Origin of the sequence: Maribacter huludaoensis (assembly GCF_029350945.1) — a bacterium.
Taxonomy (GTDB): domain Bacteria; phylum Bacteroidota; class Bacteroidia; order Flavobacteriales; family Flavobacteriaceae; genus Maribacter; species Maribacter huludaoensis.
This window is the reverse complement of sequence record NZ_JARKMS010000002.1, coordinates 1,109,739-1,130,999: the sequence shown is the minus strand read 5'-3', so window position 1 is coordinate 1,130,999 and position 21,261 is coordinate 1,109,739. Positions and strand designations below refer to the sequence as shown.

The 21,261-nt window shown below is 34.7% G+C and carries 21 protein-coding genes; 10 read left to right on the top strand and 11 right to left on the bottom strand.

Annotation, left to right across the window (positions count from 1 at the left end; genetic code table 11):
* Nucleotides 1-427: 427 nt before the first annotated feature.
* The 4 genes from thrS to rplT all read left to right on the top strand — a co-directional run bounded on the left by thrS (nt 428) and on the right by rplT (nt 3,717).
* Nucleotides 428-2,368 (top strand): threonine--tRNA ligase, encoded by a 1,941-nt coding sequence (gene thrS, locus PXC01_RS09865; protein WP_276472107.1) that lies wholly within the window; start codon nt 428-430, stop codon nt 2,366-2,368.
* 31 nt (nt 2,369-2,399) lie between these two features.
* Complete coding sequence (gene infC, locus PXC01_RS09860) at nt 2,400-2,957, top strand: translation initiation factor IF-3 (RefSeq protein WP_084135105.1); 558 nt, start codon at nt 2,400-2,402, stop codon at nt 2,955-2,957.
* Between the two features lie 118 nt (nt 2,958-3,075).
* Nucleotides 3,076-3,273, top strand: a complete 198-nt coding sequence (rpmI, locus tag PXC01_RS09855; RefSeq protein WP_047245905.1) for a 50S ribosomal protein L35 — start codon at nt 3,076-3,078, stop codon at nt 3,271-3,273.
* A 99-nt stretch (nt 3,274-3,372) separates the two neighbouring features.
* Nucleotides 3,373-3,717, top strand: coding sequence for a 50S ribosomal protein L20 (gene rplT, locus PXC01_RS09850; protein WP_027064529.1), 345 nt, complete (start codon nt 3,373-3,375; stop codon nt 3,715-3,717).
* 36 nt (nt 3,718-3,753) lie between these two features.
* Here rplT and PXC01_RS09845 read toward each other — a convergent pair whose 3' ends face one another.
* Both PXC01_RS09845 and PXC01_RS09840 read right to left on the bottom strand, forming a co-directional pair.
* Nucleotides 3,754-4,032, bottom strand: coding sequence for an EF-hand domain-containing protein (locus PXC01_RS09845; protein WP_276472106.1), 279 nt, complete (start codon nt 4,030-4,032; stop codon nt 3,754-3,756).
* A gap of 33 nt (nt 4,033-4,065) precedes the next feature.
* Nucleotides 4,066-4,488, bottom strand: a complete 423-nt coding sequence (locus PXC01_RS09840; RefSeq protein ID WP_276472105.1) for a secondary thiamine-phosphate synthase enzyme YjbQ — start codon at nt 4,486-4,488, stop codon at nt 4,066-4,068.
* Nucleotides 4,489-4,580: 92 nt separating this feature from the next.
* Here PXC01_RS09840 and PXC01_RS09835 point away from each other — a divergent pair, with 92 nt between their 5' ends.
* Nucleotides 4,581-5,375: an HAD family hydrolase gene (locus tag PXC01_RS09835; RefSeq protein ID WP_276472104.1), complete on the top strand. Its 795-nt coding sequence runs from the start codon at nt 4,581-4,583 to the stop codon at nt 5,373-5,375.
* A gap of 10 nt (nt 5,376-5,385) precedes the next feature.
* Here the strand turns inward: PXC01_RS09835 and PXC01_RS09830 are convergent, their stop codons facing one another.
* Entirely contained in the window at nt 5,386-6,357 is a 972-nt protein-coding gene (locus PXC01_RS09830) for an AraC family transcriptional regulator (RefSeq protein WP_276472103.1), read from the bottom strand.
* A 148-nt stretch (nt 6,358-6,505) separates the two neighbouring features.
* Between PXC01_RS09830 and PXC01_RS09825 the strand changes: the two genes are divergently transcribed.
* Nucleotides 6,506-8,923: a TonB-dependent receptor gene (locus PXC01_RS09825; RefSeq protein WP_276472102.1), complete on the top strand. Its 2,418-nt coding sequence runs from the start codon at nt 6,506-6,508 to the stop codon at nt 8,921-8,923.
* Nucleotides 8,924-8,943: 20 nt separating this feature from the next.
* Nucleotides 8,944-10,374 carry a hypothetical protein gene (locus PXC01_RS09820; protein ID WP_276472101.1) on the top strand — a complete coding sequence of 477 codons (1,431 nt, stop codon included), beginning with the start codon at nt 8,944-8,946 and terminating at the stop codon, nt 10,372-10,374.
* A gap of 83 nt (nt 10,375-10,457) precedes the next feature.
* On the opposite strand, the gene PXC01_RS09815 is transcribed toward PXC01_RS09820, so the two are convergent.
* The 6 genes from PXC01_RS09815 to tgt all read right to left on the bottom strand — a co-directional run bounded on the left by PXC01_RS09815 (nt 10,458) and on the right by tgt (nt 17,712).
* Nucleotides 10,458-11,720: an asparagine synthetase B gene (locus PXC01_RS09815; RefSeq protein ID WP_276472100.1), complete on the bottom strand. Its 1,263-nt coding sequence runs from the start codon at nt 11,718-11,720 to the stop codon at nt 10,458-10,460.
* A gap of 173 nt (nt 11,721-11,893) precedes the next feature.
* Nucleotides 11,894-13,444, bottom strand: coding sequence for a replicative DNA helicase (gene dnaB, locus PXC01_RS09810; RefSeq protein ID WP_276472099.1), 1,551 nt, complete (start codon nt 13,442-13,444; stop codon nt 11,894-11,896).
* A gap of 166 nt (nt 13,445-13,610) precedes the next feature.
* Nucleotides 13,611-14,564 carry an acetyl-CoA carboxylase carboxyltransferase subunit alpha gene (locus PXC01_RS09805; protein ID WP_276472098.1) on the bottom strand — a complete coding sequence of 318 codons (954 nt, stop codon included), beginning with the start codon at nt 14,562-14,564 and terminating at the stop codon, nt 13,611-13,613.
* Nucleotides 14,565-14,613: 49 nt separating this feature from the next.
* Nucleotides 14,614-15,513: a DMT family transporter gene (locus PXC01_RS09800; RefSeq protein ID WP_276472097.1), complete on the bottom strand. Its 900-nt coding sequence runs from the start codon at nt 15,511-15,513 to the stop codon at nt 14,614-14,616.
* A complete protein-coding gene (locus PXC01_RS09795; RefSeq protein WP_276472096.1) occupies nt 15,500-16,582 on the bottom strand; it encodes an LptF/LptG family permease in 1,083 nt (360 codons plus the stop codon). Before PXC01_RS09795 ends, PXC01_RS09800 begins: the two co-directional genes overlap by 14 nt.
* The gene (gene tgt / locus PXC01_RS09790) at nt 16,582-17,712 is read right to left on the bottom strand and encodes a tRNA guanosine(34) transglycosylase Tgt (RefSeq protein ID WP_276472095.1); all 1,131 of its coding nucleotides are present in this window, start codon (nt 17,710-17,712) and stop codon (nt 16,582-16,584) included. The genes PXC01_RS09795 and tgt overlap by 1 nt, the downstream gene beginning before the upstream one ends.
* A gap of 237 nt (nt 17,713-17,949) precedes the next feature.
* Between tgt and PXC01_RS09785 the strand changes: the two genes are divergently transcribed.
* A complete protein-coding gene (locus PXC01_RS09785; protein WP_276472094.1) occupies nt 17,950-18,540 on the top strand; it encodes a porin family protein in 591 nt (196 codons plus the stop codon).
* A gap of 69 nt (nt 18,541-18,609) precedes the next feature.
* Here the strand turns inward: PXC01_RS09785 and PXC01_RS09780 are convergent, their stop codons facing one another.
* Nucleotides 18,610-19,563: an FKBP-type peptidyl-prolyl cis-trans isomerase gene (locus PXC01_RS09780; RefSeq protein ID WP_276472093.1), complete on the bottom strand. Its 954-nt coding sequence runs from the start codon at nt 19,561-19,563 to the stop codon at nt 18,610-18,612.
* Nucleotides 19,564-19,641: 78 nt separating this feature from the next.
* On the opposite strand from PXC01_RS09780, the gene PXC01_RS09775 reads away from it, so the two are divergent.
* Nucleotides 19,642-20,070 carry an RNA-binding S4 domain-containing protein gene (locus PXC01_RS09775; RefSeq protein WP_276472092.1) on the top strand — a complete coding sequence of 143 codons (429 nt, stop codon included), beginning with the start codon at nt 19,642-19,644 and terminating at the stop codon, nt 20,068-20,070.
* A gap of 48 nt (nt 20,071-20,118) precedes the next feature.
* Entirely contained in the window at nt 20,119-20,616 is a 498-nt protein-coding gene (locus PXC01_RS09770; RefSeq protein WP_276472091.1) for a phosphoribosyltransferase family protein, read from the top strand.
* Here the strand turns inward: PXC01_RS09770 and PXC01_RS09765 are convergent.
* On the bottom strand, nt 20,608-21,123 hold the full coding sequence (locus PXC01_RS09765) for a shikimate kinase (RefSeq protein ID WP_420828586.1): 516 nt from the start codon (nt 21,121-21,123) through the stop codon (nt 20,608-20,610). The two genes, PXC01_RS09770 and PXC01_RS09765, sit on opposite strands and share 9 nt — an antisense overlap.
* Nucleotides 21,124-21,261: the final 138 nt, after the last annotated feature.

Here is a 21,261-nt window from a genome sequence, read left to right as displayed (position 1 = left end):
CCTGGCAACTTATTTCGAAAAAAAATATTCTTTCTTTTTTTCCCAGACCAACCAACATATAAATGAACCTTTTTCCCAACTCCCGATTCAGAAATTATCTTCCTCGTTTGCGGGGTGCAAATGTACACACATTTCTTAATAACACAACTATTAATTTAAATAAAATTAAAGAAAAATTTACGCAGAACTGCAACACCTTAAAAAATAAGACTTTACCAATACGAATAAAAACCAGAATTAGTGAATTTTACTAAAGACACCACTTATTCACATAAACAACATGTTATTAAAGGTCAATAAAAAAAGCCCATTTTAATAACTGAGAGCGAACAAACCAATACAGCACACTGCTATTACAATATAACATGAATCTATTGCGGACGTGAATAGTTCATATTATCTTTGACACCCTATAATAGATATACCAATGATTAAAATTACACTTCCAGACGGAACAGTCAAGGAATTTGAAAAGGACACAACACCAATGCAGGTTGCAAAAAGCATAAGCGAAGGATTAGCCCGTAATGTTATTTCTGCCAAATTCAACAACACCACTGTAGAAACCACCACACCTTTAAATACTGATGGAAGTTTAATTCTATATACATGGAATGACAAAGAAGGAAAAACCGCTTTTTGGCATTCTACCTCACATATTGTAGCACAAGCTATAGAAGAATTATATCCAGGTGTAAAATTAACTATTGGCCCAGCTATTGAAAACGGATTCTATTATGACGTGGAGCTTCCTAACGGATCTATATCTGATAAAGACTTTTCAACTATAGAAAAGAAAGCCTTAGAAATAGCACGAGGAAAACATGATTATAAAATGAGAGCGGTATCAAAAGCAGATGCTCTTGCATTCTATAAAAATCAAGGAAATGAATATAAAGTAGAATTAATAGAAAATCTTGAAGACGGCACCATTACCTTTTGTGACCATGACTCATTTACGGACTTATGTAGAGGTGGCCACATACCTAACACAGGAATTGTAAAAGCCATAAAAATATTAAGTGTTGCAGGCGCCTATTGGAGAGGTAACGAAAATAATCCGCAATTAACCCGTATTTACGGGATCTCTTTTCCAAAACAAAAAGAACTTACGGCATACTTAGAACTTTTAGAAGAAGCTAAAAAGAGAGACCACAGAAAATTAGGAAAAGAACTAGAGCTATTCACTTTTTCGCAAAAAGTTGGACAAGGATTACCGTTATGGCTACCTAAAGGAGCAGCTTTACGAGAAAGGCTTGAAAACTTTCTAAAGAAAGCCCAGAAGAAAGCCGGTTATGAAATGGTGGTTACACCACATATTGGGCAAAAAGAATTATATGTAACCTCTGGACATTATGAAAAATACGGCGAAGACAGCTTTCAACCGATACATACACCCAAGGAAGGTGAAGAATTTCTTTTAAAACCAATGAATTGCCCTCACCACTGTGAAATCTACAACACAAAACCATATAGTTATAAGGAACTACCTAAAAGGTTTGCTGAATTTGGTACGGTATACAGATATGAACAAAGTGGAGAACTTCACGGTCTTACCCGTGTACGTGGATTTACCCAAGATGACGCCCATATTTTCTGTACACCAGATCAACTGGACGAGGAATTTAAAAATGTAATAGACCTATCCTTATATGTATTAGGTTCATTAGGATTTGAAAATTTTACCGCACAGGTCTCTGTACGTGATTTAGAGAAACCGGAAAAGTACATTGGCTCAGTGGAAAATTGGGAAAAAGCAGAACAAGCTATCATCAATGCCGCTAAAGAGAAAGGATTGAATTTTGTGATTGAAGCGGGTGAAGCGGCCTTCTATGGCCCTAAACTGGATTTCATGGTGAAAGACGCACTTGGAAGACAATGGCAACTAGGTACAATTCAAGTAGATTACAATTTACCTGAAAGATTCGACTTAAGCTACAAAGGCAGTGATAACGAGCTACATAGACCCGTGATGATACACCGTGCACCTTTTGGTAGTATGGAACGTTTTATCGCTTTATTACTGGAACATACAGGTGGTAATTTTCCACTATGGTTAACACCTGAGCAAGCTATTATTCTTCCTGTGAGCGAAAAACATGAAAAATATGCTGAAAAAGTTTTAAAATCCCTAGAAAATAACGAAATTCGCGCCCTTATCGATGGTAGAAACGAGACTATTGGTAAGAAAATACGTGAAGCAGAAATGAGTAAAGTACCATTTATGTTAATCGTAGGGGACAATGACGAGGATGCAAATACCATTTCTGTGCGTAAACATGGCGGTGAGGACTTAGGAGCAATAGACGTAACTACCTTCACAAACTTGGTCAACACAGAAATAAATAGTACCTTAAAGACGTTTTAGAAAATAAAAGTTTAATTAAAATTATTTAGTCATAGCAATACGTAAAAGATTTAGACCACAACCTAGAAGGGAAAATAAGAATCCCCATAATATCAATGAAAAGATAACAGCCCCAAAAGTTAGGTTGGTAGGTGACAATGTTGAAGTAGGTGTATATCCTTTTCCTCAGGCTCTTGAGAAAGCAGAAGAATTAGGTTTGGATTTGGTAGAGATATCTCCAAAGGCAGACCCTCCTGTTTGTAAAATAATGGAGTATAAAAAGTTTTTATACGAGCAGAAGAAAAGAGACAAAGCCATGAAAGCGAAGGCTTCCAAGGTAGTCGTTAAAGAAATAAGATTTGGTCCTAACACAGATGATCACGATTATGACTTTAAAAAGAAACACGCTGAAAAGTTCCTTAAAGAAGGAGCAAAACTTAAAGCGTATGTATTTTTTAAAGGTCGTTCCATAGTCTATAAGGATCAAGGGGAAATTTTATTATTGAAATTAGCTTCTGAATTGGAAGAACTAGGAAAGGTAGAACAAATGCCTAAACTAGAAGGAAAGCGTATGACAATGTTCATTGCTCCTAAGACCAAAGGAAAATAATATAACATTTGGCTTTGTAATTATTGCCAAATGTATTTATAAAATACTGAACGCTGCTTACTTTTTTGTGAGCAGCGTTTAGCATGCAAAGTGAGATTAATATATAAACTAGGAGAAAATGCCTAAACAAAAAACAAAATCCAGTGCTAAGAAGCGTTTTAAGCTTACAGGTACAGGTAAAATTAAAAGAAAGCACGCCTTTAAGAGTCACATTCTTACAAAGAAATCTAAAAAGCGTAAGCTAGCTTTAACTCATGACACATTGGTTCACCAACATGATGTTAACAGCATTAAAGAACAATTACGTTTAAAGTAATAACAGTTCTTTAAAAGGTAAAATTATTAACCATGGAGTCAGGCAACAAAAGTTCCTTTAAACAAGAAGGGCGCCTACTACAAAAAAAATTAGAAAAAAATGCCAAGATCAGTAAATGCAGTAGCTTCTAGAGCCAGAAGAAAAAAGGTAATGAAGCAAGCCAAAGGTTACTTTGGAAGACGTAAAAACGTTTGGACAGTAGCCAAAAACGCGGTTGAAAAAGCAATGTTATATGCTTACAGAGACCGTAGAAACAAGAAAAGAACTTTCCGTTCATTATGGATTACCCGTATTAATGCAGGTGCCAGACAGCATGGAATGTCTTACTCTCAATTTATGGGAAAAGTAAAAGCTAACAATATAGAACTTAACAGAAAAGTTCTAGCAGACTTAGCAATGAACCACCCAGACGCCTTTAAGGCAGTTGTAGATCAGGTAAAATAAATTAATAACAATCTCACTTTTTGAAAAATCCGATTCTTACGAATCGGATTTTTTGATTTTAGCGATAGCCGCTTTGAACTCTTGCCAATCTATAAGTTCATCACCATTCTTATCATAACCTTCAATCAATTTTGACGAAACAATACCTCTAATAAATCCACTTATTTCTGCTTGTTTCAACAATTTTACAATTTCAGATTTGGTCAACTTTTGATCATTATCCTTATCGAAAAAATTAAAAGCCATTTCTGGTGTTTCAAAATGATTCGTAATCAATATTTGAATTTTGCTAATAATAGATTCTTCTGTTGTCATACGTAATTCGGTTTAATTCAACTTAATCAAATTTCAATTTCCCCACAACGTCAATACAATATTTCTACCTGAAGCATAATTTCTGTGTTCACACAAATAAATGCCTTGCCAGATACCCATATTCAATCTACCATTAGTAACAGGCACCTGAACCGATGCTCCCATTAATGAAGCTTTAATATGTGCAGGCATATCATCTGAACCTTCATAATCATGTTTGTAATATGGAGCATTCTCAGGCACCATAATATTTATATGAGATTCAAAATCTTCTCTCACTGTTGGATCGGCATTCTCATTAATTGTTAAGCTCGCCGATGTATGTTTTATAAATACTTGTAAAAAACCCGTATCTACATCTGCTATTTCAGGAAGTTTAGATAGTACATCCGAAGTTATAAGATGAAACCCCCTACTATAAGCTGGTAATCGAAACTCTTTTTGAAATAATTTCATTCAATATAAAATATTAAATAAAGGTAAAACTTTGATTATAATATACCTTATTAAACATCATTCAAATATCTTTACCCATAAATTAAAAATTGATGGATTTATCGAATATTAAAATGGTTGTAACCGATATGGACGGAACCTTACTAAACTCTGAACATAAAGTCAGTGACCAATTCTTTGAAATATTTGAGAATTTAAAATCACAAGGTATCATTTTTGTTGCAGCTAGCGGTAGACAATACCACAGCATTATAGACAAGTTAGATTCTATCAAAAATGATATCATCGTAATTGCAGAGAATGGCGGATTTGCAATGAAACAGCATACAGAAATTTTAGCGACTCCTTTAGAACAACAACATGTAAAAGACATTTTAAAGACACTTGATAATATCCCGAACATACATCCTGTAATTTGCACAAAGCACAAAGCTTACTTGACCAATAAATCTAATGAGTTTGCCAATAAATTAGCAGAATACTATACCGAGTACGAAATTATAGAAAACCTATCTGATTTTAATTCTGAGGTCATTAAAATTGCTATTTATCATTTTAAAAGTTCAGAAGAACATATATATCCGTTTGTAAAGCATTTTGAAGCAGATTTAAAAGTAAAAGTATCTGGTGAAAATTGGCTGGATATTTCTAATATGAATGCAAACAAAGGATATGCCCTAGACAAACTAATGAAAACCTACAATCTAAAATCAGATGAAGTAATGGTTTTTGGTGATTTCAATAATGACCTTGAAATGTTGGCATTATCAGATTTTGGATTTGCTATGGAAAATGCTCATCCAAATGTAAAAGAAATAGCTAAATACAGTACTTTAAGTAATGACGAGAACGGTGTGGAGCATATATTGAAAATGCTTGTTAAATAACAACAAACCCTTATTGAACCGCCGGTTTTAGTTCACTTGGCACATACCCCATAGTTCGCTTAAATGCAGTGGTAAAATGCTGCGGATTAGCATAGCCTACTTCATAAGCAGCATGTGCAATAGTAGCCCCATCTTGAATAATTAAACTTTTAGCGATCTCCATACGCAAAGCAGTTATATATTTAAATATGGTAACACCGTAAAGCTTTTTGAAATCTCGCTTTAATTTGGTTGCATTAAAACCTGCCAGGTCTGCCAAGTCAACAATTTTCAAAGGATCCTTCAAGTTTTTTCTAATATAATTTTCTACACGCACCAATGCCAAATAATCTGAATTTAACAATTTTATATTGCTTTTAGAAAGTTTTGAGGTTTGTCTACCCAATAAAAAATCTATTAATAATACCGTTAATTTACTTTCTAAATATATCTTTCTAACCTCACCCTTGTAAGGGCACTGTATGATATCATTAATTTTGCTTCGAATACTAGGAGGAATAAATTTGCTCTTATCCCATAGAACGAAAGAATTAGAATTTTCAATGGCATTTTTAAGCTTTTCAAATGAATATACAAATTCAGAACCCAATAGGTCTTTCAACAATCTGGGTTTCACGTATATTTCAAATGATTTGGCATTACCCTTAAAAAAAATATCTTTTCCCTGAGTTGTTGGGTAATAGAACATATTGCAATGATTTTCTGGAATTTGAACCAAATACTTTATATGTCTAAGTGGTTGGTAGCAATAAGTACCTTCCAGTGAAAAGTGGAGCTTTATTAAATGCTCATCACTTGAAACACAAATTTCTGAATCAAATTCATGAATTAACTCACTATTGGAAAAATCGATACCTCGCACAAAAGAACTATTAGCTTTGGTAGTAACCTCTACTTCATTGAATTGCACCGAGTTATTTATAAATCCGTCATAAAACAATTCATCAACTCGTATCTCTTTCCTCAATAACCCTTTATTCATAAGCTTTTCAACACCCAATTCATTACTTCCTTTCGCGTATGTTTAAATTCCTTTTTCGGTACTGCCCTTCACAATCCTACTTTAGATTTGCAAAACTAATTTATTTAGACTAAATCTTAATAAATATAAGCATCTTTTTAGAAACCAAATGAAGAACCATTTTACCGTCATTTTTATATTACTCTTTGCATCTGTTCATTCTCAAGAGTTACTTAGTTCTATTTCAGGAACTGTTAAAGACGATTACGACAATCCTTTGGCTTTTGCAACTGTGATGATAGAGGACCTTAAACTAGGCGTTTTAACAGACGACAACGGCAGCTTCCTCATTAAAAATGTACCACAAGGAAAACACAATGTCATTGTTTCTTTTATAGGGTATAGAACACTTTATAAAACCGTTGAAATTACCAGTAGTAAAGAGAAAATTACAATCAATTATAAGCTAGCGGAAAGTGTTGAAAACCTAGAGGAAGTCAATGTTAACGGCAAATCTAAAGAGACGCAGATAGAAACCAAAGGTTTTGCTGTTAATGCCATAAAAACTGAAGAAGCCAGTATTAGAAATATTCAGACCAACGAATTATTAAACACTACTGTTGGTGTAAAAATTAGACAAAACGGCGGACTTGGTTCTAATGTTGAATATTCTTTAAATGGTTTATCAGGAAATTCGGTTAGTATTTTTATTGACGGCATACCCATTTCCATGTACGGTTCTTCTTTTAGTTTGAACAGTATTCCTCCTTCAATGATAGAAAACATTGAAGTTTACAAGGGAGTGATTCCCGGACATTTGGCTGATGATGCACTAGGTGGAGCCATAAACATTGTAATGAAAAAAGGCGCACGTAATAATTTAAATACTTCCATATCATATGGATCATTTAATACATTACAAGCCAGCATTAACGGGTTGTATCGTTTTGATACATCTGGTTTTACCGTCAAAGCCTCTGGTTTTCATAATTATTCTGACAATGATTATGAAATTAGCGGAAGAAATATTGTAGATAAAGGTCTAGGAGGTGTTGAAACACTTATTACAGCAAAAAGATTTAATGATGCTTATAGGTCTACCGGAGGAACAATACAGGCAGGTTATACTGACGTAAAGTGGGCGGATCAGTTTTTTATTGGCGTTACAGGTTCCGATGATTACAAAGAATTGCAACACGGTGCTTTTGTTACTAAAATACCGTATAAAGGCAGATTTTTAGAGTCCGATGCGTTGTTGGCTAATTTGACATATCTTAAAAAAGATATCTTTTTTAAAGGTTTAGACGTAAATGTTACCGGATTATTTGGGGAGAGAAATCGTATTTTGAATGACACCACAGCCAAGGCATATAGCTGGACCGGAAATAGAGCTATAGACTACAAAGGCGATGAATTTGAATATTCTTGGGGATCCCAACAAGAAGGCGGACCAACACTACTTAACATCAACAGGAAAGTTGCTTCCATAAGAACAGGAATTTCTTATGAAATAAATAATAACTATAAAGTATTTCTGAACCACGTCTACAGCGGACTTGACCGGGAAAATAGTGATGAAATGATATCGCTTTTAGAAAACACCTTTCACCAAACCAGTGATATCTACAAAAATATATACTCCTTAAGTTATGAGCTAAATGCTATTGATGATAAATTAAAAGTGAATCTGTTCGGTAAGCACTATAGACAAAAGGTATTAAATACATTTCCTAGGTTCAACAGCAACGCCACAGAGGTTATTGATGAAGTTTACCAAAGCAATAAAGATTATAATGGTTACGGGTATGCAATTTCTTATCTGCTTATAAAAAATCTTAATATTCTCACCTCTGCCGAAAAAGCTATTCGTCTACCAAATGAGAACGAAGTATTTGGTGATGCTGGAGAAAATATTGAACCCAACCTTACCATTGAACCAGAAACCAGCAATAATTACAACCTTGGTTTTAGATTCGGAAGGTTCAACATAAAAAATCACGCACTTACCGTCTCTACCAATCTATTTTCCCGAAAAATTCAAAATTTAATCGGTTTTCCCGGTGATGCTCAGGATAATCAAGAATTAGGAGAAACTATTCAATATGGAAATTTTGATAGGGAAACCACTTCTAAAGGGGTAGAAGCAGAAATCAGCTATAACTTTAAGGACAACTTTGGGTTTAATTTCAACCTGTCCAAACTAACGCTTCAAAGAAAAAATCTTCAAGATAATATTGTAAACTCTCCAAATGTTCCCTTGTTTACAATGAACACTTCGCTACGGTATTCATTCAATAATTTTATTCAAAATACAGCACGTTTTAATCTTTTTTACAATGCTTACTTCACAGATGAATTCTCCTATAAAGAGGAACAAGGTACTAATGTGGCAGGTTTAGAAGAGTTTTTAATTCCAACCCAATTTATTCAAGATTTTGGATGTAGTTACTTGTTTCCAAATAAAAGAGTTTCTATAAGCCTTGATGTCAAAAACGTATTTGATGAAGTTGCCTATGACAATTTACGGGTGCAAAAACCAGGAAGAGCTTTTTATCTAAAACTGAATTACATAATCAATAATTTTTAAATATCTAAATAGAATATATTATGAAACGACCATTATTAAATTTAAAATCATTTGCCATTGCTATAGCTGCAGTAGGGTTTATGGCTTCTTGTAGTAGCGATGACGACACTGTAACTCCAGAAACTGAACAAGAAGAGGAAGAGCAAGAAGAGATAGAGGAAGAAGCAGAAGTAGCTTCAAGATGGATAACTATTGCCGGGGCTAAAATGGGTGAAGAACCTGGAGATGGTAACGGTGGAACATTAATTTATGCTGTTACTAGTGAAGATGCCAAAGACCCAACGGTACAAATAGACCCATTTAATAATGGTTTTATAGCACCATCTAACAGAACGGCAAGATTACAAGCTTCAGAAGATGGCAATACCATATTCAACATTAGTTACGCTGGTGATACCGGTGGTAATTACACCAAATACATTGTAAATGGAGGACAAGATTTTGAACAAACGGGATCAGAAATTAGTATTGCAGAATATGTAGGTACTGCTCCTAGATGGATTAAATTATTTGATGGCGATAAAACTGGCTGTGCAGTAAGGGTAGATATTGAACATATAGTTGATGATAATGGTACTCCTGATGATGTAACGGATGATTCTTATGTTCGTACAAGCCAAACCGTAGGTATAGTGACATTAGATTTGGTAGATTCTCAAATCAACAACTTCCAACAAATTGATTTGTCTATAGGTGAAGAATTAGAATCTCAAGGGTATTACATTGGCAGAATTGATATGCCAACATTAAATGCCGCCGGAGACAAATTATACATTGGTGCCCGCATGAATAAAATTGACCCATCTACTTTAACGAGAGATGAAGAAAATCAAGCAGCCCTTGAAAGTGATAGCGATTATGAAATTTTAGGCTCTAAAACTATTGTAGTTGATTATCCTTCTTTGGAAAACCCTACAATAATCACTTCTACAGTAGGACACGGAAACACAAATGGTTACCGTAGCATTAACGCTTTTGAATATAATGGAAGCGTTTATCAGGCCAATCAAAGTGACCCAGAAGGTTCTCATATCCTAAAAATTGGAGCAGACAATTTATATGATGATTCTTATGATTTTAATCTAGATGATGCTTTAGGTGTAACCGGTGCGTATATTTTAGCCTGGAGACCTGCTGCCAATGGTAAAGCTGTTTTAGCTTACCGTCATGATGGGTCTGCAGAAGGTATTTCCGGTAGAGGGGAAAGCTTTTTCGCTTTAGTTGATTTAAACGCAAAAACAGCAACCTTAATCAATGATATTCCATATGAAGTAGATTTTGAATTGTTCCAATACCAAGGGTATGCAGTTGATGGAACAGAAATCTATCTTACTCAAGCTCCAGTTGGTCAAAATGGAAACGTTTATATTGTAGAAACTGAGACCGGTGAAGTAACCAAAGGTGCGGAATTAATCAATTCCACAGGTAGTCATTTCATTGGCGCTTGGTAATCTTTAAAATTAACAGTTTTAAAATACCATTATCGGCTATTTCCGGTAATGGTATTTTTTTTGGATATCTCTTAAAATTAAAATCAGGTCTTTTGTTTTTTCTTTCTTGCTGCCGGAAACAAAACGTTATTTAATATTAAACGATATCCTGGCGAAGTTGGGTGTAACTCAAGCTCCGTTTTTGGATCCCCTACCCTATGTTGGTAATCTTCTGGATCGTGTCCGCCATAAAAGGTAAAGAATCCTTTTCCTTTTATGCCGTGAATATATCTTGCTTCTTCGTTCAACTTATTTTCCCCTAACACCAATACTGTCGGCTTTATTTCTGATCGCGTAAAGGCAGTTGTTTGCCCCATGAACCCTTTTACCAAAGAAGTATGGTTCTGGCATAACATAGTAGGTACAGGATCCCATTTAGCCGAAAAGTCCATCAAAGAAAAGTAATCTGATTCTTTTGGTACATTACCTCTTTTATTGGTCATATCAATAGAAGAGAATTCATATTTCAACGGGCTACGCTCTAAGATAAAATCTGTAAAAGCAAAGGTTTTTCTAAAATCTAAGTTTGCTTGATAGTTAGGATCAGAGGCATCACCATCAAACATAGGTTCTACAATATCAATACCATCAGCTGCCAATGCAATGTCAAAACTATCTGTAGCGGAGCACATGGCAAACATAAAGCCACCGCCAATCACATAATTTCTAATCTTTAACGCTACAGCTCTTTTTTCTTCTGAAACCTTATCATAACCTAACTTTTTAGCCAGTTTTTCGGCATTTTTCTTTCCTTCTATATACCATGGGGTTGCTCTATAAGCGCCATAAAATTTACCGTATTGACCCGTAAAATCTTCATGGTGCAAATGGAGCCAATCATATAATGCCAACTTATCACCCAAAACTTCTTCGTCATAAATTGTAGTATACGGAATCTCCGCATAGGTCAAAGCCATTGTTACGGCATCATCCCAAGGTTGTTTATCTTTTGGCGAATACACAGCAATACGTGGAGCTTTTTCCAAGATTACTGCATCTTGATTAACCGAGGGACTACTGATCTCATCTAAAATACCATTTGCTTGACCGTCCGATATAATTTCAAAACTAACTCCTCTGATCTGGCACTCCTTTCTTATACTTTCGCCATCTGGCAACAAAAAAGAACCACCGCGATAGTTTAACAACCACTGTACTTTTTGCTGCTTTTCCAGCACCCAATAGGTAATTCCATATGCTTTCAAATGATTCTTTTGACTATCTGCATCCATAGGTATTAAAATAGATGATGCAAATATTTGTACCGAAAAGAAAAAAAATAAAAGTGATATAATTAATTTAGACATAAAGTGTGATCAAAAGTATTCACCCAAAGATATAGTAAAATCTTTGGAGCCGTATTTAAGATGCAGTTAAAGCTATTACAATTAAGACAACGATTATTATTTAAAATCAATTGTTTGCAAAACAAAAAAGTCTCCCAAATGGAAGACTTTTAAACTTTAAAATATGTTTTAATTTAGAAAGGAACATCGTTATCCTCATCTAAATCTGGATTGCTATTCATACTACTACCAAAAGCATCATCTGCACTTGGTAAATTTTTCGTTGCAAACGGATTCTCTTCATTTGCGTTCATTTTAGATTGAAATTCAAAAGGAGAGTCAAAATCATCAAGGTTATCGAACTTACCTTGATTACCAATAAACTTCAACCTAATATTTTCTAGACCACCATTACGGTGTTTTGCTACAATAAATTCACCTTGACCTTGCGTTGGTGTACGCTCTTCATCATCCCACTCTTCTATCTTATAGTATTCTGGTCTATAGATAAACGAAACGATATCGGCATCTTGCTCGATCGCTCCAGATTCCCTCAAATCCGAAAGAATAGGTCTTTTACTGCCTCCACGTGTTTCAACCGCACGAGATAGCTGGGATAATGCAATTACTGGAACGTTCAATTCTTTTGCAAGGGCTTTTAAGTTTCTAGAGATAGTAGATATTTCCTGTTCCCTGTTTCCGCCTTTTTGACTACCACCAGCTGTCATTAACTGCAAGTAATCGATCATGATCATTTTTATACCATGTTGAGAAGCAAGACGTCTTGCTTTTGCACGTAAATCGAAAATAGATAATGACGGAGTATCATCAATGAACAAAGGTGCCTTCTCTAAAGTTTTTACTTTAACGTTCAACTGCTCCCACTCATGCTTTTCTAACTTACCGGTCCTCAATTTTTCTGAGGACAAACCTGTCTCAGAAGAAATTAGTCTAGTAATCAACTGTACAGAGGACATCTCCAAAGAGAAGAACGCTACAGGAGTATTTGTATTCACGGCCATATTTCTGGCCATAGATAAGGTAAAAGCCGTTTTACCCATACCAGGACGTGCAGCAACAATAATTAAATCACTTGGCTGCCAACCTGAGGTAAGTTTATCCAGCTTATCAAATCCGGATGCAACACCACTCATACCCTCTTTACCGGCAATTTCTTCGATCCGTTTTTTTGCCTGTATCACCAAATCTTGAGCTGTCTCCGCAGAACGTTTTAAGTTACCTTGTGTAACATCGTACAACTTTGCTTCGGCCGTATCCAATAAATCAAAAACATCAACAGCTTCATCATAGGCCTCTTCAATAATTTCACCGGAAATTTTGATTAAACTACGTTGAATAAATTTTTGAAGGATAATACGGGCATGAAACTCAATATGGGCGGATGACGCTACTTTTTGGGTCAGTTTTATCAAATAAAAATCGCCTCCGCACACCTCTAATTTTCCTGCTTTCTTAAGTTGTGACGAAACGGTTAATAAATCAATCGGTTGCGACTCTTCAAATAAAATAAAGATAGCCTCATAAATAAACCTATGCGCATCTTTATAGAAAACATCGGGGTGTAAAATATCTATAACTTCATCAACACCCTTTTTATCTATCATCATAGCACCCAACACAACTTCTTCTAAATCAATAGCTTGTGGCGGAATTTTGCCTTTTTCAAGGCTTATAATATTAGATTTGTCAATCTTTCGAGCGACAAAAGGTTTAGTGTTCTCCATAGTACGAAAGTATGCAATTAACCTTTAGTTAACGTGAAAAAAGTCAATTTCGATGTTCACAGTTGACTAACAATTGACTGTTAATAAGTTACAATTTTCTGTTGATAACATAAAAAAACCGAGGAATAAAATCCTCGGTATATTTTTAAGAAGCCTAAAATGCAGATTAGCCGTTGAAAACGCCCATTTGTGCATATTTTTCCATGCGTTGATTTACCAGTTCTTTTGGTGATAACTTTTGAAGATCTTCAAAATGAGAAGAAATTTTATTTTTCACCGTTTCAAAAGTTTTAGGTCTGTTGGCATGGGCACCACCTGCAGGCTCACGAATTATTTCATCTATCAACTTCAGTTTTTTCATGTCTGTAGCTGTTAATTTCAAAGCTTCGGCAGCTCTCTCCTTATATTCCCAACTCCTCCACAAAATAGAAGAACATGATTCTGGCGAAATTACCGAATACCACGTATTTTCTAACATCAATACTTTATCACCTACACCAATACCTAATGCACCACCAGAAGCACCCTCGCCAATAATTACGACGATTATTGGCACTTTTAGACGCGTCATTTCAAGAATATTTCTTGCAATTGCCTCTCCCTGTCCTCTTTCTTCTGCTTCAATACCTGGATAGGCACCCGGTGTGTCTACCAAACAAACTACGGGCACTTGAAATTTTTCAGCAGATTTCATTAAACGTAAAGCCTTTCTATACCCTTCTGGGTTGGCCATACCAAAATTTCTGTACTGGCGTGTTTTAGTGTTGTATCCTTTTTGCTGACCTATGAACATATAGCTCTGATCACCAATTTTACCTAAACCACCGATCATAGCCTTATCATCTTTAACGGTACGATCGCCATGAAGTTCCAAGAAGGTATCTCCACATATGGCTTTTATATAATCTAACGTATAAGGTCTATTTGGATGTCTTGATAACTGTACCCGTTGCCAAGCAGTTAAATTTTTATAGATATCTTTTCTAGTTTCGGTAAGTTTCTTTTCAATTTGCTTACATGTCTCGGTAACATCAACATCACTTTCCTCTCCAATGATCATGCACTTGTCCAATTGCTCTTCCAATTCTTTGATAGGAAGTTCAAAATCCAAATATTCCATATTTCTATAAAGTTTCTTTAGTTGCGGTTCAAAGATAAAACTTTAATACCTAAATTTTGGGTACCCTTTTTTTAATATTTGCTCTTTGTTTTAAAATACCGTTCGCAATGACCGTACTGAGTATGATTAAGGCTCCCACATAAAACATAGGTTTCATTTTTTCTTCTGAGCCAAATATAAACCATGCTAACAAAATACCGTACACCGGTTCTAGATTTGTAGTAAGCATTACCGTATATGGGGTAAGTACTCTCATAATCTTAACCGAAGCAATAAAAGCATATGCCGTGCATATTAATGCCAGCACTATTAAATACACCCAATCCATTTGTGGTAAGGTCATTAGAGACATATTAAAATCGCCTTTTGCAATCAAGATTACAGATAAGAAAAGCATACCTATACCCAATTCATAGAAAGAGATTATGGCCGGTCTATGATTTTGGACCAGCTTACCGTTGATCAATGAGAAAACCGCTGCCAAAAATGCCGATATCAAAGCTATGATCATACCAAAAACATATTCCGTTTCCACCTTAAAAATGAGATATAGCCCCGCTATGACCATTAAACCAAATAGTATCTCATATCCAATAATTTTTCGTTTATACCAAAATGGTTCCATCAACGCAGTAAAAAAAGCACCTGTAGACATCATGGCCAACGCTACAGAAACAGTAGATACTTTTATGGCCAGAAAGAAAGTAACCCAGTGCAATGCTACTACAATACCACCGCAGACCAACCACCAAATATCTTTTTTTGGAACCTTTAAACTAAATTTTGCAAAGAGAATATAGATGGCTATAAACAACGTTGCCAATCCCATTCTTACCCAAACAAGTGGTAAGGAATCTATTGAAATCAACTTTCCCAATATGGCCGTAAAGCCCCAAATAAAGACAATGAAATGTAAGTGTAAAAGGTTAACTATTCTATCGTTTTGCATTCTGAAGTAGATAAAATGCCAAACATCCAAATACTACATTAGGTATAATGACCGCAAGCAATGGGGAAAAACCAGACTGCTCTGCCAATGTACCAAACACTTTATCAAAAAAGATAAATACAAAAGCAATTAAAATGCCGAAGGCCAAGTTGGCTCCCATACCACCACGTCTTTTTACAGATGATACAGAAACTGCAATAATTGTCAATATAAAAGCGGTCAAAGGCAATGCCCAACGCTTGTACTTCACCAAAACATAAGTATTAATATTAGATGCGCCTTTTCTTTTTTGGTCTTTGATAAAGGTATCCAATTCAAAAAGGTTTTTGGTTTCCGCAACATACGACACCGGTGTTAGATCTCCTATATCAAAAGCAAAAATGGTATCTAACCTACGTTTGCTTTCAATAATTGCAGTATCGCCTTTAATAGTTCGTTTTTTATAGGAAGTTAAACGGTAACTAGAATCTTTATCTACCCATCTTATGTTAGCGGCAGAAATTTTAAAGTCCAGTTCATTATTTTCTTTAAAACGCTCAAAAGTAAAATTGTGCCCCAATTGACGAGCCGGATCAAAACTGCTCACATAAATAAAATCAGTCTCGTTCAACTGATTAAATATGTTGTTCGTGACCCTATCCTGCTTTCCTTTTTTTAGGTATTTGTATTTAAATTCATTGAAGCCTACACTGGCATTGGGCACAATGAACATGGTCATAAAGAACATGAGTACAGCGACCATAGAAGCCCCAATAATATAGGGCCTTAAAAACCGACCATAAGATACCCCGGAACTTAGAATTGCAACAATTTCGGTATTGTTGGCTAGTTTAGAGGTAAAGAATATTACAGATAAAAATAGAAAAATGGGGAATAAAAGATTACCAATGTAAATTGTGAAATTTACATAGTACATAACTATCTCATTAAGCGGAGCCTCATTATCGATCATTTTACCGATCTGCTCTGCCAAATTCACCATTATACCAATGGGAATGAACAATAAAAGCATCAACGAAAATGTCGCTAAATATCGTTTTAGAATGTATTTATCTATTATTGATAGCATTACAGCCTTTTATCCATTTGTTTTACCATCATATCTTTCCAAGTTCTAAAATCACCTGCTATAATATGTTTTCGTGCTTCGCGCACCAACCACATATAAAAACCTAAGTTATGAATTGTTGCTATTTGTTTGCCTAAATATTCATTGGCAGCAAATAAATGTCTTAAATAAGCCTTAGAATATTCATGATCAACGAATGTAGTTCCCATTTCATCAATAGGCGAGAAATCATCTTCCCACTTTTTGTTCTTAATATTTATGGTACCGTGTGCCGTAAACAGCATTCCATTTCTAGCGTTTCTTGTAGGCATAACACAATCGAACATATCTATACCCAAAGCTATATTCTCCAATATATTAATTGGGGTACCTACTCCCATTAAATATCTGGGCTTATCTTCCGGTAGAATTTCACAGACTACCTCTGTCATACCATACATTTCTTCTGCCGGCTCACCAACAGACAACCCACCAATTGCATTTCCCTCAGCACCTGCATTGGCAATATACTCTGCAGATTGTCTCCTAAGATCTTTGTAAGTAGATCCTTGTACAATAGGAAAAAATGTTTGTGCATAATCATACTCAAAAGGTGTTTTTTCTAAATGGTTAATACATCTATCTAACCACCTATGCGTCATATGCATAGAACGTTTGGCATAATTATACTCACAAGGATAAGGTGTACATTCATCAAAAGCCATGATAATATCCGCACCAATTACCCTTTGAATTTCCATTACATTTTCTGGTGTGAACAAATGCATGGATCCATCTATGTGCGATTTAAATTTCACCCCTTCTTCCTTTATCTTTCTATTACTTGATAAAGAATAAACTTGATAACCTCCACTATCGGTAAGGATATTTCTATCCCATCCCATAAACTTATGCAGTCCGCCGGCTTTTTTTAAAATCTCTGTTTTAGGCCGAAGAAATAAATGATAGGTATTGCCCAAAATAATATCTGGGTTTATCTCTTCCCTTAATTCTTTTTGGTGCACCCCTTTAACAGAGGCAACCGTACCCACAGGCATAAAAATCGGTGTCTCAATTACGCCATGATCAGTAACTACGGTTCCTGCCCTGGCTTTAGATTGTGTATCGGTAGTATGTAATGTAAATTTCAAACTTTCTTATTCTAGCTGCAAATATAATGAACTGTTGGTGGTATAAACTTAATAAAAAGCAAAGATGTTCATGATAATTTAAACCACTGAAAGTCGGTTTTTACTTTATACGAATTGATATTGACCCAAATGAATAGTGAAACAATAAAGATATTTTACCTCCGTTTTCATGGTATAACGAGAAAAGGAACATTTGGTATTGTATTTGCTACATGTTCCACTTAAAACAACAACGATATGAAAAAAACAATTTTAGCAGCCTTTATGGCACTCTATGGTTTTTATGGAATGGCACAGGGCGATTCAGGATTTGGGATTAAAGGGGGATTAAACTACAATGCTAACGGAGATTATTTTGAATCTGCCGGTGATGCTGCAAGAAATCCGGATAGAAATGTTGGATATCACGTTGGTATCTTTGGAAAATTTGGAGCTTCTAAAGTATATGTTAGACCAGAACTGATGTATACCAAAACAAAGTCTGACTATGATGGATCTGATTTTGACATGAGTAAATTAGATGCGCCAGTTTTACTAGGTATAAATCTAATAGGACCGCTACATGTTTTTGCCGGACCTAGCTTTCAATACATTTTAGAGACAGAATTTGACGGAGTTACAATTGATGATGTAGAGAATGATTTTTCCGTGGGAATGAATATTGGCGCCGGAGTAAATCTTGGTAAACTAGGGATAGATTTACGTTATGAAAGAGGTTTTAACGATAACGAAGCTTCTTTTATAAATACGAACATTACCAATTTAGGTCCTAGTAGAATTGACACAAGACCTGATCAATTAATCTTAAGTTTATCTTTAACGATGTAGGCCAAGCAAGAAGAAATAAAAAACCTCTTAAGAATTCTTAAGAGGTTTTTTTATGATTAATGAAATCAATTATAAATCATTATCCAGATGGTCAGGAGTACCGTCACCATCAGTATCAGGAAAAATTATGTTTCCTTCTTCGTCTTTTTTAATTTGATTATCAATTTTAATTTCATCAATGGTTAAAATACCATCACCATCATCGTCATTATCATTATGGTTGGCTAAAAAATCTAAATCTGTATTATCATCATTTAAATTACCGTTACCGTCCAAATCTTCCTGAATTGAAGGAATACCGTCACCATCAAGATCAGTGTCCGCCTCAAATTCTAGTGCATCAATCTTAAAAATTAATGGGGAATATGCAGGCACGTTTCCGCTAGATGATGAAGAATCAAAATAACCTAGACCAGAAGGAATAAAAATAGCTCCTATTCCATAACCTTCATAACTAACAGTTCCATCACCATTATCTTTTGGACCAATTCCTGTTTGAAAATTTTTCATACCGTTACCAAAACCTCTTACCACTCCAGATAAGTTAAACGATATTGGTTGATTTGAAGAAGCATCAAAAAGGCTTCCATCCAAAAAAGAACCTTCATATCTCAGAACAACATTATCACCAATAGTTGGTGTGCCTTCTACCACGCCCTGCCTTACCACTAGCGTATATAATTTTTGCTCAATTATTTCATCGTCAGCTCTACCAAGGTCTTCAGAATCAACAGTAATAGTTTGGGTAATTAATTTAGGACTATCAAATATTGATTGCCTCCCACTGTTCTCCCCTTCAATTGTTCCAAATTTTATTTTAAAATCAAAATCTTCCGGTGGGTTTTCAAACTCGTCTTCATTGTAGAAATGCGTCTTTAAAAAATCTATAATTTCAGCATCGTCCTCTATTGTAACTTCACTTAATAGTCTTGGTTGTACAGCTTCTACGCCATCATCATCATTTTTACATGAGGTTATAATCAGTAAACCAGCTATTAGCAAATAAGCATTTCTCAATTTCATCAATAATGTATTTAGAAGGCGCAAGATACAATTTTCCCCTATTTTTGTTTAGAAGTTAACCAAGAAATGCAACCTATAATGCGCATAGACAAATTCTTATGGAGTACCCGCTATTTTAAAACCAGAAACATAGCATCTACAGCTTGTAAAAAAGGACATATAAAAATTAACGGTAATACGACAAAGCCCGGAAAAGAAGTTTTTCCGATGGATGAAATTGTGGTTCGCAAAAATCAAATCGATTATAAATTAACCGTTCTTGATATACCACCAAGTCGTGTTGGTGCAAAATTAGTAGATATTTACAGAAAGGATACTACCCCTAAAGAGGCTTTTGAACATAATGAGCTACTACAGTATTCCAAAGACTACTATCGTAAAAAAGGAATTGGAAGGCCTACAAAAAAAGATAGACGGGATATTGATGAGTATTTAGAAGGTCCTTCAAATGCAAATAATGAAAATACATCAGATGATAATGTTAGAAGTAAAGAAACAGAAGAGTAGCCAAATCTTTTAAAAACATAACTATCTTTATTGCTTTAAGAAAAACAAATGCAACAGACCATACTTTCACATCAGCAGATTCAACACAAAATTGAACGTATAGCATACCAGATTTATGAAGCAAATGTTTCTGAAGAAGAAATTATTATAGCTGGCATCGATGGTGGCGGATTACAATTCGCAAAAAAAATTGTAGCAAAGCTTAAAAAAATTACCGAAGCTAAAATTGTCTTGTGCAAACTATCTATGGATAAAAAAAATCCATTAAAAAGTGGCGTAAAGACATCGTTACCAGATGACGAGTTCATAAATAAGTCAGTAGTAATTGTAGATGATGTCCTAAATTCTGGAACAACCCTAATATATGGCGTGCATCATTTTTTAAATACACCTTTAAAACAACTTAAAACTGCTGTTTTAGTGAATAGAAATCATAAAAAATATCCGGTAAAAGCTGATTTTAAGGGAATTTCCCTATCAACTTCTTTACAAGAGCATGTAAACGTTCTTTTTGAAACTAAAAACGATAGAGTCTATTTAGACTAGTTTATTAACTATCATTTCCGCAATTTCTGTTGGCGTATGGTTTAAACACTTTACTTTTTGATGCGCTTGGTTATAAAAAAAACTTCTTTCAAATAAGTGTTTACCAATAAATTCTGTGATTTCTTCATCTTGTAAATGAGAAATCATAGGTCTATGGCTTTTTTCTTTCATTAAACGTGTAGTAAGTTCATTTATACCTACGTTCAAATAAAAAGAATTTGCCGTTTTTTCATTTACCAAAGCCATATTATTCCCAAAACAAGGTGTACCCCCTCCTAAAGAAAGGACAAAACTGTTTTCATTTAAAAATATTTGCTTCAGATATTCCACTTCTTTTTTCCTAAAATAGATTTCACCTTTGGTATCAAAAATAGAAGGTATTGACATTGCTTCAGCATCTTCGATATAATCGTCTAAATCTAAAAATTTAATATTCAAATGGTTAGCTACAATTCTACCAACAGTAGATTTACCACTACCCATATAACCTACCAAAACTATTTTCACATCTTTCATTTCTACAAAGTTGGATTAAATAAAAGGGTTTTCAAAAAAAAATAAATTTATCTCGTAAATGACTTGCAAAATAAAGTTATCGACGTATATTTGCACCCGCATTGAGGGAATATTAATTCTTAATATGCT

What these genes read in the sequence shown, in the direction of transcription:
- thrS (WP_276472107.1), top strand. Translation starts at nt 428, where the DNA reads ATGATTAAAATTACACTTCCAGACGGAACAGTCAAGGAATTTGAAAAG.
- rpmI (WP_047245905.1), top strand. Translation starts at nt 3,076, where the DNA reads ATGCCTAAACAAAAAACAAAATCCAGTGCTAAGAAGCGTTTTAAGCTT.
- rplT (WP_027064529.1), top strand. Translation starts at nt 3,373, where the DNA reads ATGCCAAGATCAGTAAATGCAGTAGCTTCTAGAGCCAGAAGAAAAAAG.
- PXC01_RS09845 (WP_276472106.1), bottom strand. Translation starts at nt 4,032, where the DNA reads ATGACAACAGAAGAATCTATTATTAGCAAAATTCAAATATTGATTACG.
- PXC01_RS09840 (WP_276472105.1), bottom strand. Translation starts at nt 4,488, where the DNA reads ATGAAATTATTTCAAAAAGAGTTTCGATTACCAGCTTATAGTAGGGGG.
- PXC01_RS09835 (WP_276472104.1), top strand. Translation starts at nt 4,581, where the DNA reads ATGGATTTATCGAATATTAAAATGGTTGTAACCGATATGGACGGAACC.
- PXC01_RS09830 (WP_276472103.1), bottom strand. Translation starts at nt 6,357, where the DNA reads ATGAATAAAGGGTTATTGAGGAAAGAGATACGAGTTGATGAATTGTTT.
- PXC01_RS09825 (WP_276472102.1), top strand. Translation starts at nt 6,506, where the DNA reads ATGAAGAACCATTTTACCGTCATTTTTATATTACTCTTTGCATCTGTT.
- PXC01_RS09820 (WP_276472101.1), top strand. Translation starts at nt 8,944, where the DNA reads ATGAAACGACCATTATTAAATTTAAAATCATTTGCCATTGCTATAGCT.
- PXC01_RS09815 (WP_276472100.1), bottom strand. Translation starts at nt 11,720, where the DNA reads ATGTCTAAATTAATTATATCACTTTTATTTTTTTTCTTTTCGGTACAA.
- dnaB (WP_276472099.1), bottom strand. Translation starts at nt 13,444, where the DNA reads ATGGAGAACACTAAACCTTTTGTCGCTCGAAAGATTGACAAATCTAAT.
- PXC01_RS09805 (WP_276472098.1), bottom strand. Translation starts at nt 14,564, where the DNA reads ATGGAATATTTGGATTTTGAACTTCCTATCAAAGAATTGGAAGAGCAA.
- PXC01_RS09800 (WP_276472097.1), bottom strand. Translation starts at nt 15,513, where the DNA reads ATGCAAAACGATAGAATAGTTAACCTTTTACACTTACATTTCATTGTC.
- PXC01_RS09795 (WP_276472096.1), bottom strand. Translation starts at nt 16,582, where the DNA reads ATGCTATCAATAATAGATAAATACATTCTAAAACGATATTTAGCGACA.
- PXC01_RS09785 (WP_276472094.1), top strand. Translation starts at nt 17,950, where the DNA reads ATGAAAAAAACAATTTTAGCAGCCTTTATGGCACTCTATGGTTTTTAT.
- PXC01_RS09780 (WP_276472093.1), bottom strand. Translation starts at nt 19,563, where the DNA reads ATGAAATTGAGAAATGCTTATTTGCTAATAGCTGGTTTACTGATTATA.
- PXC01_RS09775 (WP_276472092.1), top strand. Translation starts at nt 19,642, where the DNA reads ATGCGCATAGACAAATTCTTATGGAGTACCCGCTATTTTAAAACCAGA.
- PXC01_RS09770 (WP_276472091.1), top strand. Translation starts at nt 20,119, where the DNA reads ATGCAACAGACCATACTTTCACATCAGCAGATTCAACACAAAATTGAA.